Genomic DNA, 16,406 nt, shown 5'->3' with positions numbered 1-16,406 from the left:
AATGGACCTGTCGAGAAGGTTCAAGAAGCAACGATGAACCCACAACAAGGAGCCGATAATCAAAATAATGTCTGCCAGATGGAACCTTAAGACCTTCAAGAAAAAATAGTAAGTGTGAGAAAGAGATGACCAAGAATGAACATTGCAAACATCATATGTTGGGTTGAGTTAAATAGCTTTGAAAGTCCAAAAAAATAACTGCGGTGATCTCTAATGTTGACCATTAAAGAACATGATTTCACGATCCATCGGTTCCGCCAACTCTGTGAGGCAATATCCAGTACCTACCCTACAGTAACAATAACCGAATACCTGAATAACAAGCATCCGGAACGTTTCATATTGATGCGCCACGATGTTGACAGGATGCCGGGGCACTCTCTCACGACTGCAAAGATTGAACAAGAACTCGGCATAAGAGCAACATACTATTTCAGGTCAATCAAAAGCGTGTTCAAACCCAACATCATACGCAAGATCAGAGACATGGGTCATGAAATCGGCTATCACTACGAGACCTTAAGTGAGACAGACGGAGATCCCAAAGAAGCCATCGACCTGTTCCGATCCCGTCTGGACGATTTCAGAAAGATTTGTGAGGTAAGAACGGTCTCCATGCATGGAAGACCCCTATCAAAATACAATAACCTTGACCTCTGGAATACCCATGATTTCAGGGACTTCGAAATAATCGGGGAAGCCTACCTCTCTGCAGGAGATGATCTCAACTACTTATCCGATACCGGGAGAACGTGGAGCTTTGGAAACAATATAAGGGATTATATCCCCGGCAAAAATGAACAGGTCTTTGCAAATACAACAGAGGATCTTATAGAGATGATAAGGAAAGGAGAATACAATAATTTTTATATTTTAACCCATCCGGAGAGATGGTCTTCAAGTATTGCCGGATGGGGCTTATATTATTCAGCGGATCTGGCAGTCAATACCGGAAAGAAGATTTTGATGAAACGTAACAGTATGAGCCAGCGTATGAGGGGAATAAGAAATAATTCGTTATCGGCCACATTCGACATTGAAGACTGGTACCATATCCCATCGGATTCCGGTTATGCCTTTTCGAGTTACAAAAATGTAAATGAATTTTTTGAAAATTCTATATCTTGAAGACTCACTTCCGAACCTGCTCTATGAAAAATCTCCAGATTTCCCAGTAGCTAAAAAGATGACAACTAAAAACTTGACAGTCCCTACTCATCCAAGAACGAACAAAAAAGATCTGGATAAGAGAATCGACATAGAAAATAACCGGACAAATATATGAAATTCAAAAAGTAACCGTGATTAGTGTACAAGTTTAGAAAATTAATAATGGGGATTGAGTTATGCAAATTCTGGTTGATATTGGTCATCCTGCGCATGTGCATTTTTTTAAGAATTTTATTTGGGAGATGCAAAAACGTGATCATAAAGTGATTATAAACACGGTTGATAAGGAGGTTTCCTTAGACCTTTTGAATAAATATAATTTTAAGTATGAAGTATATGGAAAAAGCGCCAATGGCCTATTTGGATATGCAAAGCTTCTAAGTAAGGGGGATTTGAAAACTTACAAAACACAAAAAAAGTACGATATAGATATTATTGTTGGTATTGGGAATATATTTGGCGCACACGTCTCAAAAATCACAAAAGCAAAATCAATTAGTTTTACGGATACAGAACATGCAAAACTTATCAACTATGCATCTTTTCCCTTTGTATCGTGTATTTGCACTCCCGACTGTTATACTAAAAATCTGGGCAAAAAACATGTTCTATACAATGGTTACCATGAACTTGCATACTTGCATCCGGATTATTTCACCCCAAACCCGGAAGTTCTCAAAGAACTTGGACTAAGTGAGGATGACACTTACATAATTTTGAGATTTGTATCCTGGGGGGCAAGCCATGATATTGGTCAGCATGGAATACAAAACAAGATGGAATTCGTAAAAGAGCTCGAAAAATATGGGCGTGTATTGATCACTTCAGAGGCAAAACTTGATCCTGAGTTAGAAAAATATAAAATGAAAATTTCTCCGGAAAAATTGCATGATCTGTTGTATTATGCCACATTGTACATAGGGGAAGGGGCAACGACAGCTTCTGAATGTGCGATCCTGGGCACACATGCGATTTATGTTAATACTCTGAGGTTGGGGTACATGGATGAGGAAGAGGAGAAATATGACCTGGTTTATAATTGCACTAATCCAGAATCAATGGAAAGAGAGGCATTTGATAAGGCAATCAACCTATTGAAAGATCCTAATTTGAGGCAAGAAGGAAAAACTAAACGGGAGAAGTTGCTGGCAGAGAAGATCGATGTTACAAAGTTTATGGTTGATCTCGTGTTCGATCTCGTAGGACAACATAATTAAGAATTGAAGTATTTTTTTCATGAGTGGGGGGAATGCCATGAAAGAACTAATTACAAAAATCGAAGATAGAACGGCAAATATCGGTGTGATCGGCCTCGGTTATGTAGGCCTTCCACTTGCGGTCTCGTTTTCTGAAAAGTTCAATGTAGTAGGGTATGAAGTAAATGACTTATTGGTTAACCATTTACTGAAGGGAACCTCCCATATACAGGACGTATCTGATGAAGTTTTAAATGTTCATTTGAATAAGTCATTTTATCCAACAAATAAATGTGAAGATCTCAAAAAATGTGATTTTATAATAATATGTGTCCCGACACCTCTAGCAAATGAGAACGAACCTGATTTGAGTTACATAAAGAGTTCATGCAGCACAATTGCTAATGTTCTGAGGAAAGGACAATTTGTGATTTTAGAGAGTACAACCTATCCCGGAACTACCGAAGAGGTTGTTCTTCCAATATTAGAAAATTCCGGACTTAAAGCCATAGTTGATTTTGGTCTTGCTTATTCTCCGGAAAGGATCGACCCTGGAAATAAGGAATATACTGTTACCAATACTCCAAAAGTAGTTGGGGGTATTAATGAAGAATGTACTAAAATTGCATCTTTGCTTTATGGAAGCATTATCAACAGGGTTGTGAATGTAAAAGATGCTCGAACAGCTGAATCAGTAAAAATTGTAGAGAACATCTTCAGAAATGTCAATATTGCTCTCGTGAATGAATTAGCCTTAATCTTTGAAAAAATGGGTGTAGACACATGGGAGGTAGTTGATGCTGCATCGACAAAACCGTATGGGTTTATGCCATTTTACCCGGGCCCCGGGATTGGAGGCCATTGCATCCCCCTGGACCCTTTCTATATGTCATATAAGGCGAAAAAATATGGCGTTATACCGAGATTTATTGAAACTTCCGGTGAAATCAATAATTACATGAAAATACACGCTGTGAATCTGGTCGAAAGTGGTCTGAAAAAGGTAGATAAGAGAATATACGGATCAACAGTTGCAGTGATGGGAATAGCATATAAGAAAAATATTGCTGACACAAGAGAATCACCAGCCAAAAAAATATTAGAAGAACTTGTGAATCTTGGTTCCCAAATTAAGGTTTATGACCCTTATGCAAAATCGATAAAGACTAATGTCGGAGAGTTCTGTTCTGAAAAGAACATGGAAGATGCATTAAAAGGTGCAGATTGTGTGATATTTGTCGTTGATCATGATCAATTCAAAAAAATAAATACAAGTGATTTCACCAAACTAATGGAATCTCCTGTGGTAGTTGATTGTAAAAATATATTTCCAAGTATCATTAACATTGAATATTTAGGCCTTGGGAAGGGGTACTGAAAGTTTTCAAGAGCATATTTATCCCTGCACATCAAAATTGAAGATAAGAAAAGGATCTCACATACAAAAAATACAAAGTTATCATAAAAACTACTCAGTCTAACGGAAACTTACCCTGAAAAAAAGGTAGAGAAAAACAAACTGTTGTAGTTTAAATCTTGCACATGGCATACTTTGTCTACAGTATTTAAACTACACAAAAAGGTTCAATGAATTAAAACGGATACTCCCTGAAAAAAGACGAAGGTAGATATTGAAAAAATTCCCATTTTGATCAAGATATAATCAAAGAGAACTGGGAGGATTTCAACCAGTTAATCAAACCAAAATCAAAGTTTCACTGGCGTGCCACGCTTCAATCAACTGGGAGTGTTCGTGCCACGCTTAAAATTCCGTAAAAAAAGCAAAAAAGAGACCTTCATAAAACAGATCTCAAAACTTAATGTCGATGTGTGATCATGAACACCAGAGTTTCCATCTTGCATTGCTCCGATTATTCAGACGTAAAAAATGCGATCAAAGAAGCTCTTGACCTGATCGGCGGCCTTGAGAACCTAATATTTCCGGGTTCCCGTGTGTTGCTTAAACCCAATGTACTTGCCATTCGACCCCCGGAAGATGCAGTCACTACTCACCCTGCAGTGGTATCGGCGATGTGTGAACTGGTTTCAGAGGCAGGGGGTATTCCGCTTATAGGGGACGGAGCCGGAGTTACAAGGCCTGATTCCACTACCACTGCGGAAGCATTCAGGGTATCGGGTATTGAAGCTGCCGCCTCGAGTTTCGGTGCGGAACTCATCAATTTTGAGACTTTGGGTTTTGTCGAGGTTGATGTACCTGGGGCCAGGCAGTTTTCACGCCTTTATATATCAAAGGCTGTGCTTGAGGCGGATGTGATAATTTCTCTTCCAAAGCTCAAGACCCATGAGCTCACACTCTATACAGGAGCAGTCAAAAACTTTTTTGGCACTGTGCCCAGGAAAATCCGAAAGCAGGCGCATTTCCTGGAAGACCGTGAACTTTTCGGGGAGGCGGTTGTAGATATCTACTCTATTGTCAAACCTCAGCTTGCAGTTATGGACGGAGTGGTAGGAATGGAAGGGGATGGCCCGGCTGGAGGCACTCCTGCATATGTGGGAGTGGTCATGGCAAGTTATGACTGTGCGGCCCTGGATATGGTGGCATCGGAACTAATCGGTTTTGACCCAATGCAGGTCCCGACAAACAAAGCCGCACTTGAGAGGGGATTTGGTGCCAGGCATCCGGAACTTTTAGGAACTCCGCTGGAGGAGGTAAAGGTCAGTTTCAAAAAGCCAACCGGTGGAATCACCACCCTAATACCGCCGTTTCTCCGAAAGACTCTCAGGAGGTATTTCACAGTAAAGCCCTTCATCAACACTTCAAAATGCACACTTTGCAAAGCATGTATTTTGAACTGTTCGGCAAATGCCATTGAGGAAGTGAGAGATGCACTCAGGATCAACGATGAAAAATGTATCCAGTGTTATTGTTGCCGCGAACTGTGTCCTAACGATGCGGTAGAAATCAAAAAATCACTGCTCGTAAAAATTGTAAACAGGGGGTAAAAACCAGTAGAACGTTTGTCCCAAAATAAATGGTGCTGTCACTTTGATAGACATAATAGAGAAGGGTACAGGAAATATGTATTTATTGGTGGAAGAGTAATTGTAAGTGAGACATGTGATTTTCACCGTAAGATGGGGGGACTACCGTGATATCTGACAGGGATAAAATAACTTATAGTGAAGTAGCTGATTATTATCAGAGTAATAAAATCCTGTTTGGGATGAAATATTTCAAAAATTGGGTTTTGGAAAGACTTGCCTCATGTCTTCCAGTCCCTTCTTGGAGAGCGAAATTTCATAAAATGAGAGGCGTAAATATAGGTAAAAATGTATACATCGGGTATGATGTGATTTTTGATAGGATTCACCCTGAATTAATCACTATAGGAGATTATGCCGAAATTGGGGATCGCTGTATACTGTCTGCCCACACAAGAGGCAGTTTAACCACTAGAGATGCTTATCCAAGAAGCATGGCCCCCATAAAAATCGGGGGCGGTGTTGGTGTAAATCCAGGATGTATAATCACGCAAGGGGTTGAAATCGGGGAAAATTCTATAATCGGAATTGGATCAGTGGTTAGTCGTGATATCTCTCCGAATAGTCTTGCTCTGGGATTCCCGGCTCGAGTTGTAAAAAAGCTGGATGTTGAGTCCTGGGGAGGAATTCATGAAAACCATCAGCAAAATGAAGAGTCCCAAATCCATCAGAATAAATCTAATGAATCTGTTTCTCAAGACACGGACAGTAACTCCCCCTCACGACCGGATGTTACTGGTAGAATTAAGACCCGGCTTTGACAGTTGTCACCCTTTTTATCCGCGAGTGTAGCGACAGATTATCAATTGATTAACAGTAACTTTAGATTAATATCCCTAACTTTTTCATGAATTTGGTTATTCTCTTTTGATGTAATATTCTCCGGCTTTTGCCAGGCAAACCCAGTTTACAGTTTTCAAAAATATTTTTGGAATTTCATACAATTATTCCAATCCGGATTTACAAAAGGAATGAATTATTTAATGACGGAATTCTTCTTTTTCTTTTTCTGCTAAATGATTTTATCCACCAGAGTTATTTGGCCACATTTTGTGCCCGCCTGAAAAAATACAAAGTTTCAAATTCTGCGAAACTCGGGATAGGGATCACTTTTCGGATCTGAATCTGAACTCAAAACCAAAACGATTCAATGCAAACAATGCCATCATAATTATTGTGTAAATAAAGAAAACAGACACAAAAGATGCTATCAAGTAATGGACTAAATTAACTTCTAAAAAACCCACACCCATATACGAGAACACACTGATTGGTTGATTGTATATCGGATAAAAATAAACCACGCCGCCTTCATCAATATCGTCTAGCAACAGGTGTGAAAGGAACGCAGCCTCGGCAAAAAGGCTCATATATACGGCCTTCCCAAAATTCCGATATACTATATATCCGATAAACGCTCCAGATAGGATTGCAGAAAAACTGAATAATAATGAATGTGTCGGGATCGGGCCGATCCAGCAGTGTTCAAGAGTTCCATTTATTAGGAAGTTATAAACGACTATGCTATCCGGGAACAGTGAACATAAACCACCCACAAATAGTAGTAATAGGATCTGTTTGATGCCCCTCGGGGAAAGTTCCTTGCGGAAGAGTTCCCCCACAGTAACATAGACTGCTACTGCGCAGATACAGAACACAAAGAATAGAACATGTGCAACTGGATAAGGCATAATTAGAATATTTTATTAAAGGTATATAGGGATGTCTTGTCCTCTTAAAAATATTACATTAGAATATTGGATGAAATTTGAAAGCCATCGGAATGACGTTTCTGGTCTGATGACATCGAAGAATAAGAGTATCATAGAGGACTAGAACAGTTCTGTAGAGTAGAGCGCCGTCAGATAAGGGGAAATGATGTGTTGAGAGCACATATTATGATGGCAATAAGAGTATTTCTAAGGTTTGAAATGCAAAGAATAAGAACTTGAAGTAATGATTTGAAACAAAGTAGAGATAAGAAATGCTGTAACTCAATTTATTAGATATCGAAAATATGCCCTGGCATACGAATGGCAAAAATTAAAAAGTTGTCTGCTTTGCAGGCAACTGCGGAAGTCATAATAAGTTTCGTGCCACTAGATCTTAAATTAGAGGGTCCATACCTGTAATAAACAATTTTATTCCATCAATCCAGGTTTCATTTACTATCTCCAGCTGTCATCACTTCATCCAAATTTTTTATTTTTTTGCAGGGAATTCCAAATGCTATCGAGTTTGGGGGGATATCTGAAATCACTTCATCTAAATTTTTTATTTTTTTGCAGGGAATTCCAAATGCTATCGAGTTTGGGGGGATATCTGAATTAACAAGCGACTTCGCTCCAATAACTACGTTGTTTCCAATAGTTATATTTGGTAGAATAACGCTATCAACTCCAACAAAAACATTATTTCCAATTTTTACCTTTCCTCTCTCATTTGAACCCCATAATTTTAATGGCCCACCCTGATATGCTTGAGTATGGCAGAGTATTATGCAATCTCGAGTAATATAGCAATTTTCACCAATTTCGATAAGATTCTTCTCAGATTTATCTATATAGACCTTTGGTGAAATATAGGTATATTTTCCAATGTTAATCCCGATTAATCTGTAGTAAAAAAGCCTTAATGAATTAAGAGCATTTGATATTATTTTTCGAATTTTTATTTGCACCACCCTCTCAATTTTGAAAATTATTTCCCCGGCTTTGTAGAAATCCCAACTAATTTTTTAGTGAGAATTTTATAAAAATTGGAACTATACGAGGTCCTCATTTTTTGTCCCCACAAAAAATGAAGGAGTATTCTATATGATCAAATATGTATATTAAATTTGTTAAGATCAGTTTGAAGACAGGTCGGTCTTCCAGACTGAACCTTTATTCCTGCAAATATTCCAAAGGAGTTTATACCCAACATCAGCTTTTACTTCTTGTTTTATTGAAGGGCTATATAAGTACGGACCATCGTAACTTTGTAAAGCTTATTGCCATCATGAATGGCACATATGCAAAGAAGTGATAGAGATGATTTGCGTTAATTGAGGATTTCTACAGAGCCAAAATTCGGAATTTAGATCCTCAAACATTTATATGATATAATTTTAATTTATCATTACTTATCTTTTAGATTTCAAAGGTCAATCCAATGTTCAATCTAAAATTCAGCAAAACGATGAAAGATGTACAGTGGTCGTTCATCAGTCTTGCGACAGCCTCTTTTGCACATCTGCTGCTTAGAATTGTATTAGGGAAGGAACTGGGACCCTCGGGACTCGGCTTATACACCCTGGTCTTTACGATCTACATGTTCGGCATGCAGTATGCAGCATTCGGAATTAGTACAGCTTTGATCAAATACGTTGCTGAATATAATGATGACCTGCCTCAGATCACGAGTTTTGTTTCCTCTGGAATCGTTGGGTCTATTGTAACCGGATCTTTTATGAGTGTACTGATGTACCTGCTATCGGGATTTATTTCGATTCAGTTCTTCCACAACCCTGAAATGGTTGATCTTCTGAAGATCACGGCGTTATGCTTTCCCTTCATAGCCATGCAGAAAGCAGTCATTGGTACTCTAAATGGTCTGCGTAAGATGAAACGGTATGCCGTTGTGAACATCGCTCAGCATGGATCAGTTATGATTGTGTCAATCGTTCTGGTGATGCTTCTGAACATGGGTGTTAAGGGTGCAGTAATCGGTTTGGTTGCACCGACAATTGTGGTAGGGCTGCTATCGTTGACCTTCATCAGAGAGTACTTTACTTCTGAACAGGCAATCCTGCGCACAGTCTTAAATAAAGTCTTATGGTTCGGGCTCTATATCGTCCTCGCAGACTCCATAGCGATGCTTAATGTACAGATCGACAGCCTTATGGTGGGGCATTTTATGAATGAAACTGAGGTAGGGTACTATGCTGTTGCGGTACTTTTTATAGAAGGATTAAGGCTAATTCCCGACTCAGTCCAAAAAGTAATAACCCCTGCTATAGCAAATTTCCATGGGAAAAACGATTATCTCAATATAAACAAACTGATAAAAATTACTGTACTAAGAGTTTTCGTGATTACCTTATTTGCTTCTCTATCAATTTTATTGCTAGGTCAATTTTTGATCGAGATGTTATTTAGAGAAGATTTTCTATCGGCATACGAGCCCCTATTAATTCTATTAGTTGGAAGCTTGATATATGGTCCCATTTCTTCTATTAATGGTACCCTGCCAGGTATAGGAAAAGTGAATGTCATGTTTAAAATATCGTTAATATGTGCACTGATGAACGTGGTGCTTAATATCATCCTGATACCTAAATACGGAATAACAGGAGCGGCAATTGCCACATCCACCTCTTTAATATTCACAGCGTTAGTAAGAGTATACTTCATAAAACTATATATACCAAAACTTCCATACATTGCATAAAGTAATAGTCCAAAATGGAACCTGTTACACCTGACATATCGTGTTTCCTTTATTGGGGGAAGGGAAAAATTATCATAGAGAGGTTGAACGTTCTTGAGATTAATTACACGAAGTGGCGGCTTTCTAATGTGTAAATAATTGAACTTCGAACTCGTTGCAAAACAACCTCTGCATATTTCCGATTGAACATCTTGATTTACAAGATCAAGGCCTCCAATTGAAGTTACAATGAATAATAAGTTGCACAGGTTATTTCGTAGCGGGCACTTAATATCTTAGATTTCCTTTGTGGGGGAGGAAAAATACCATAGAGAGATCAAACATTCTCGAGAGTAATTATGATTGCCTACTAATTTGGAAGCAATTACACTAATATCTCATATTTCCTTTGTGGGGGAGGAAAAACACCATAGAGATTAGACATTCTCAAAAGTCTCAGCTCTTTTATAAAAAATAATGAGTTGGGCTGAAGATGCCTTATTTCATCAAATTCCATTAGTTGGGCGATTCCGGCATTGAAGCTACCTGGAAAGTAAGTGTTACCGAGAAAACCGGTTCTAACACACCGGGTTTTGAAACTGAGTTGGTCAATTAACTAAAATTGAAATTGTGACTATGATTCAGATGTGAACTGTATGGCCAGATTGAATAACTTCACACTAATCAGTAAAACTTTTCTCTACCTGCTCCCTATTTTAGGAGTTGCAGGAGTAACGATTCCGTTAATTCTTGGACAGAGTAATCTTTCTCTTTTGGGAACCTATCTTGCAGTCCCTATGATTCTGGCACCAATAATCCACATAAAACTAAAAGGAAACGAAACCAGCTTTGAGACATTTAATCCTAAATTATTTTCATCTTTTGTCAGTATTTATTTTATTTTCTTTTTTATTTCAATAAGCCTGCTCCAGGTATTTGATGTTAGACCATTTGCCTATTATCTGGTCATTGCAGTCATGTACGGTTTAGTATTACTGGAAATACTAATGTTTGAAGTGTCAGAAAAAAAAGTGCCCATTATCCTGCTTCAAATGGTGATCCTAACTGTAAATATAATTTGGGGAGTGACTCTAAATTATGATTTCTTCATTGGAAGAACAGATCCGATTGGCCATTTGAAACTTATAGAAAGTGTAATAAATGCCGCATTTGTAACTGAAATATTCGATGTATACAAACCGTTTCCTCTGTGGCATATTTTATGCGCATTTATGCAAAATGTCCTTGGAATCTCATTATCTGCTCAAAAAATAATGTTCGTAACAAATGGAGTAATCTATTCTTTTGTACCTGTAGTCTCATACCTTGTTTCAATAAAAATATTTAAAGATAGTAAAATCGCATTGTTATCAGCGCTATTTGTTTCTATTTACCCTGAAGTTATACTTTATGGGATGCAATCGATTCCAAGGAGCGTTGTGTCATTTTTAGAGATTATGCTAATATTAGTCTTACTGGACCCGCAAAATCCGGCAAAAGTATTCGCAGCTATCATCCTTGTCTTTTCGTTGATTGCGTTTCACACGGCTTCAATGCCATTTGTATTATCGATCCTGTTTGCGATTTATTTTCTGGAAAAAATATATAATAAGGAGAATGATGAATCTCTTCTATCATTCAAGTTTATAATTTTAGCAATATGCATGACGTTAGTTTACTGGTTATATTACGGAATAATATTGTTTGAGACTTTAGTGTACAACATCACGAGGTCTGCACCTTCCGGAGTACTAACAGAATCTGTATTTTATACACCATTAAGTGAGTTGTTTAATTATTTACAATATACTCCACTGTTACTTTTTGTAATAATTGGTTTCTTTTCAACGTTGCAATCAAAGAGGGCATCCACTTTTGGAAAAATATTCTGCATGATAGGACTCTTTACAGTGGCTATCACCTTCCCTGGCCCAACTCTGCTTTTCAATAAGCTTGCCAGTAATTTTAATCTTGCAAGGTTTGGAGAATATACTTTTTTGTTTATCGGATTAACCGGTTCAATTGGATTTTATGAAATGTACTCGAAATCCAAAAAATATTTAAAAATTCTTGCAGTAATACTGTTTATATCAATGACATTCCTAACCGTGTCAAATGACTTTACTGCATCAGATAATCCTTTAGTTAAAAGACCATTTTATACGTATTATTTAACCAATGAAGAAGAGACAAGTTTCGAACATATCGCTTCTGTCACTGAAGGATATGTGATGGCTGATTATGTGACTTCTCGTTATTATTCCTTTTCCGAATACAAAGATAAAAGCCATATTATAGAGGTAGGCAGTACAAACAAGAAAATATTAAGGGATGAACCGGATGACATCTTTTTGATTAGAGAATCCGAGTTAGAAAAAAGACCTTTGAAATTATATGCAGCACCTGGTGAAGAATTTGTATCTGGAACTACATGGGAAGGCAATTTAGTTTATTATTACAAGGAAGGCACATTATGGGACGATTTAATAATGTATAACAAAATTTACGATTCAAAAAGTGTTACAGGATTTAACCATGGTCCCTGAGTAATTGGATTTTCCGGAACCTGCAGGACATACCATCATGTCCCTGGATTGTAACTTACGTATCCCATCCTCTGCAGAGCATTGCACCATTAAGGAATCGATAAAATTCAAAAGTGTGCTTATTGGATGCAAGTTTCTGGGATCGATGTGAATTTACCCGGTATTTGCTTCAGCCAAATACCCGAAACTTTCTGCGGGGATGGGTAATAACTCTAAAATCGTTAAATCCCACTTCCCACAGCTGTCTATTTAATTTCCACAATTTTTTAGCTGTCGTTTTTCTGGGAACTTCCCAGGCCATTCAAACATATGTTTTCAAAATGTCCCATATATTTCGACCTCATGCCTTCATTGGCAGCTTCCAACTTCAATTTCCCGAAGATTCAGTTGAGATAATAATTGTGAATTTTTGAGCAATCACCTAAAAAAGATAGCAAGAGAAAGGTTATTTTTAAAAGAACATGTCGGACAAGTCAGTTAAATGATGAATTTGATTATAGATTACATTTTTTTGATTACCTTGACATTGTCAGATTAACCTCTTTTTCCAGATCATACTTTCATATTTCATCCAATTTCCCCTACAATTTAAAAAATTAATATTCTTTATCTATTCTCAAACTCAGCTTTCAAAGAAACGCGATTTTCCCCTTGATTTTCCACAAAAATCAATAGCAAGAGAACGTGTTCAAAAAATGCGTTTGTAGAGCCTAAGTATCTAATTCACTTTAAAAAGTCTATTGATATTGTTTTTTTCAAAAAGTATTTATATATGTAATGCCTAAATAAACTATATGGTTTTTTTAAAACAGAAATTAATCAACGGTAAATCATACTGGTATATTGTTAAAACTGGTAGAGTTAATGGAAAAGTGAAAACTATTTTTCAGGTCTATCTGGGCAACGCAGAAAAGATACTTGAGATGAAAAACCTGTGTGAATCATTGCCCTATATTAAACTTAGATCCTTTGAATACGGCAAAGTTGCCGCACTTCTTCATGTGAATGAAGAATTTGGATTTGTTGATATCGTAAACAGTCACACTGAAAAAAAGTCAATAGATGGTTTGAGTGTAGGGGAATATCTTTTACTTGATATTATAGGAAAAAGTCATGGAGTTCTAAGTGAAAACGGTATCGAAGAATGGTTCAATAAATCCACCTTAGCTTTTATGTGGAACTTTCCACACAGATTAAGTTGTCAGAATTTCTTGAATCAAATGAGCTACATCGATTCTGACACAATGAAAAAAATCGAGGACGATCTGTGCCAAGTTCTTGTAAAAAAGGGGTTGACTCCCTCTGTACTATTTGTGGATGAATCAAACTGGTTTACCTATGCTACCAATCATGATGAAAAAAGTGAACTTCTTCATAAAGGGTATAACAAAAAGCATCGTAAAGACAAAAATCAGGTGTCTGTAGCACTGGCTGCAAATGATTATAACATCCCTTTTATTCACGAAACATATCCTGGAAATGTTCATGATTCAGAGGAATTTTCAGGCCTAATAGACAAAATAATAACTCGTCTGTCTGAGTTGAATATTTGTTCGGAAGACCTTTGTTCTTGTTTTTGATAAAGGAAACAACTCTAAGGACAACATTGAGAAGGTAACTTCAAAGATGAATTTTGTAGGGGCTGTAAAAGCAAATCAGGCCGAAGAGCTGCTTGATATTCCCCTCTCCAAATTTAAACATTTATATGAGACTTCAAAAGACAATAAAATTTATGGATTTCGGACAACGCACCAGTTTTACGGGACCGAGTTTACAACCGTGATAACCTACAACGAAGGAACTTACAAACTTCAAAAAAGAACTTATGAATCAAATAAATCAAAAATAATTGAGAATTTGGAGGATCTACAGAAGAGACTGGAAAGCAACAGAGGAAAAGCAAGAAACAGAAGCAGCGTGGAAAAAGAGGTTGCTGACATAATTATCAAAAAGTACAGGACTGAAGTGAAATATGAAATAACTGATGTTCCGGAAGGTAAGAAAAAGCCCCAGTTAAAGTTCTGGATTGATGAGGAAAATGAAAACAAGTGTGAAAAATCATTTGGAAAAAATCTACTGTTTACAGATAAACATCAGTGGCATACCAAAAAAATTGTGCAGACATACAACAACAAAGGCGCTATAGAGGATGATTTTAAGCTATTGAACGATCACTTGCTTGTCCCTGTAGGACCTGTTTATCACCATAAAGACGAAAATATTAGAGTTCATGTGTTTCTGTCCATAATTGGCTTACTTTTCTACAGATATTTAGCCTGGGAAACCAAAAGATATGGATTATCTATGAGGAAACTCATTGAAAATTTGTCGGAAATAAGGCTGGCGGTTGTCCAGGAAAAAAAATCAAATGAAAGTAAAATAATTATGGAGGAGATGAGCACAAAGCAAGCATCATTATTCTCTTTCTTGAACCTGGGAAAATACCTGCCATCTCAATAAAAACGCTATCATTAGGATCATTCATTTCTTAGGCCTACACAAATATAGTCGCTTGATGACGGAAAATCATGCATCTTTGAAAGTCAAGTCAAATTCTATCTCTCTTAATTGAGAACCTTATCTTCTACAAATTTTCACCCATTTCCACCAAAATTATATACTTACCAGTATCGGGAACAAGAATTCAGCCCATTTCAATCAAATCTCAAATATTATGATCCTTTTAACCTGCTTAACCTTGCCCTAACTCTCATCTCATTATCCTGATTTATTTTCATGGCAAGTTGTGTAGCATTCATCACTTTCAGAGGATTATGAAACTTCATGATTTCAATGACAGCAGGAATTGAAACTTGATTGTGCAACTTTCTGAATTTCATCTGGTATGAGATCAAAATAAGCATTGCAAGCATTACCATCGCCATATGATGATGCCATGCATTCCAGCTTCTAACCATGTATTCATCCATTCCACAATTCTGTTTTGCGTCCTGAAACGCTCTCTCTACCCAGTATCTTGAACTCTGCATTTCTGCAAGCTTTTCAAGTGAAGTATTCTCTGCTGCATTGCAAAGTGAGTGTTTTACTTCCCCTGTTTTTGCATCTTTACTTATGAGAAGCCATAACGGCTTTTCACAAGGAAGCTCATTCTGCCTTCTCCAGACTTGTAAAGCTTTAAAATAGACTTTTTTGTGCCCTCTTTCCGTTTTTCTAACTTTGATCAGTTTCCATTTATCTCGTAAACTGGAAAGTGAACTCACTTTTATAGGTGAAATATTCAACACTTTAGGTATAGTAGGAAGTCTTCCCCTTGATCCTTTTTTCTCAGGGATTCCAACAACTGGTTCTTCAAGATAAACCTGAGTATTAGAAGCTATATCCGCAACAAAGGTTATACTTCTGTTTTCAAGTTCAGTCAGTAACGTTGGATTTTCTCCATAAAACCCATCCATTGTGACATAGGAAAAAGGGATTTCCTCATTTATTGCGTTATCAATCATTTCCAGTCCAAGTTCATACTTGGTCTGGAACCTTATCTTTTCAGGAGGTATTTTCGCCTTCAAACAACGTTCTTTATCCTCTACCCAGTTTTCAGGCAGATATAACCTGAAATCGATCAATGTTCTCTTGCCTCCTTTAAAATAAGCAAGAAAGACACCAACCTGACAATTGTCTACCTTTCCCAGGTTGCCGCAATACTGGCGTGAGACTCCAACAGAACTGTTTCCCGATTTTTTCATACCTGATTCGTCAAGTATAATAACACCATTTGGACCTATAGTTTCAATGGCTTTTGTTCGAACCGATCTGAGAAGGTTTTTATGAGGCCATGGAGAGTTTGAGAGAAAGTGGCTTAAAGCTTGGTTGTCAGACCTTTTGGAGCTATAAATTGCCATCTTTCTCAGATTTCTCCTGCTTGGCAGGAGAATCAAGCCTTTAAGGTAATCAATGCATTTCGAAATGCAAGAACGAGTTTTTGTTTGAAAACAAGAATCGAAATGCATATCAAAAAAGAGTTTTTCTACAGAAATCCGATTTGACAGGATAAAATCAGAAGTTATCTCATTAATGACAACGAATCTATAGTTTCAATGTTATAGATTTCGCTGGAAAATCCAAG

General features: G+C 37.3%; 10 protein-coding genes and 1 pseudogene. 8 read left to right on the top strand and 3 right to left on the bottom strand.

The genetic code is table 11. The annotated features are described in order from the left end of the window. The first annotated feature begins 342 nt into the window (after nucleotides 1–342). From MSMTP_RS04165 to MSMTP_RS04145, 5 genes are all read left to right on the top strand, one after another. Nucleotides 343–1,128: a hypothetical protein gene (locus MSMTP_RS04165; RefSeq protein WP_197076136.1), complete on the top strand. Its 786-nt coding sequence runs from the start codon at nucleotides 343–345 to the stop codon at nucleotides 1,126–1,128. Nucleotides 1,129–1,346: 218 nt separating this feature from the next. Continuing rightward, a complete protein-coding gene (locus MSMTP_RS04160; protein WP_048177956.1) occupies nucleotides 1,347–2,387 on the top strand; it encodes a DUF354 domain-containing protein in 1,041 nt (346 codons plus the stop codon). 37 nt (nucleotides 2,388–2,424) lie between these two features. Next, nucleotides 2,425–3,744, top strand: a complete 1,320-nt coding sequence (locus MSMTP_RS04155) for a nucleotide sugar dehydrogenase (RefSeq protein WP_052718266.1) — start codon at nucleotides 2,425–2,427, stop codon at nucleotides 3,742–3,744. Between the two features lie 458 nt (nucleotides 3,745–4,202). Next, nucleotides 4,203–5,330 carry a DUF362 domain-containing protein gene (locus MSMTP_RS04150; RefSeq protein WP_048177954.1) on the top strand — a complete coding sequence of 376 codons (1,128 nt, stop codon included), beginning with the start codon at nucleotides 4,203–4,205 and terminating at the stop codon, nucleotides 5,328–5,330. Between the two features lie 146 nt (nucleotides 5,331–5,476). Continuing rightward, nucleotides 5,477–6,130 carry an acyltransferase gene (locus tag MSMTP_RS04145; RefSeq protein WP_231582911.1) on the top strand — a complete coding sequence of 218 codons (654 nt, stop codon included), beginning with the start codon at nucleotides 5,477–5,479 and terminating at the stop codon, nucleotides 6,128–6,130. Between the two features lie 345 nt (nucleotides 6,131–6,475). On the opposite strand, the gene MSMTP_RS04140 is transcribed toward MSMTP_RS04145, so the two are convergent. Next, on the bottom strand, nucleotides 6,476–6,991 hold the full coding sequence (locus tag MSMTP_RS04140; RefSeq protein ID WP_231582910.1) for a metal-dependent hydrolase: 516 nt from the start codon (nucleotides 6,989–6,991) through the stop codon (nucleotides 6,476–6,478). Between the two features lie 539 nt (nucleotides 6,992–7,530). Further along, nucleotides 7,531–8,049: an acyltransferase gene (locus tag MSMTP_RS04135; RefSeq protein WP_197076135.1), complete on the bottom strand. Its 519-nt coding sequence runs from the start codon at nucleotides 8,047–8,049 to the stop codon at nucleotides 7,531–7,533. Nucleotides 8,050–8,522: 473 nt separating this feature from the next. Between MSMTP_RS04135 and MSMTP_RS04125 the strand changes: the two genes are divergently transcribed. The 3 genes and pseudogenes from MSMTP_RS04125 (at nucleotide 8,523) to MSMTP_RS18335 (ending at nucleotide 14,785) form a co-directional block, all read left to right on the top strand. Further along, on the top strand, nucleotides 8,523–9,800 hold the full coding sequence (locus MSMTP_RS04125) for a flippase (RefSeq protein ID WP_048177951.1): 1,278 nt from the start codon (nucleotides 8,523–8,525) through the stop codon (nucleotides 9,798–9,800). 635 nt (nucleotides 9,801–10,435) lie between these two features. Beyond that, nucleotides 10,436–12,325 (top strand): hypothetical protein, encoded by a 1,890-nt coding sequence (locus MSMTP_RS04120; protein WP_048177950.1) that lies wholly within the window; start codon nucleotides 10,436–10,438, stop codon nucleotides 12,323–12,325. Between the two features lie 794 nt (nucleotides 12,326–13,119). Then, nucleotides 13,120–14,785: pseudogene (locus MSMTP_RS18335) on the top strand (IS1634 family transposase). A gap of 212 nt (nucleotides 14,786–14,997) precedes the next feature. Here the strand turns inward: MSMTP_RS18335 and MSMTP_RS04105 are convergent. Then, nucleotides 14,998–16,290 carry an IS701 family transposase gene (locus MSMTP_RS04105; RefSeq protein WP_082090487.1) on the bottom strand — a complete coding sequence of 431 codons (1,293 nt, stop codon included), beginning with the start codon at nucleotides 16,288–16,290 and terminating at the stop codon, nucleotides 14,998–15,000. Nucleotides 16,291–16,406 lie beyond the last annotated feature (116 nt).

Origin of the sequence: Methanosarcina sp. MTP4 (assembly GCF_000970045.1) — an archaeon.
In the GTDB taxonomy this organism is placed as follows: domain Archaea; phylum Halobacteriota; class Methanosarcinia; order Methanosarcinales; family Methanosarcinaceae; genus MTP4.
Note: the sequence above shows the minus strand (reverse complement) of the source record. Positions and strands in the feature narration are given on the sequence as shown.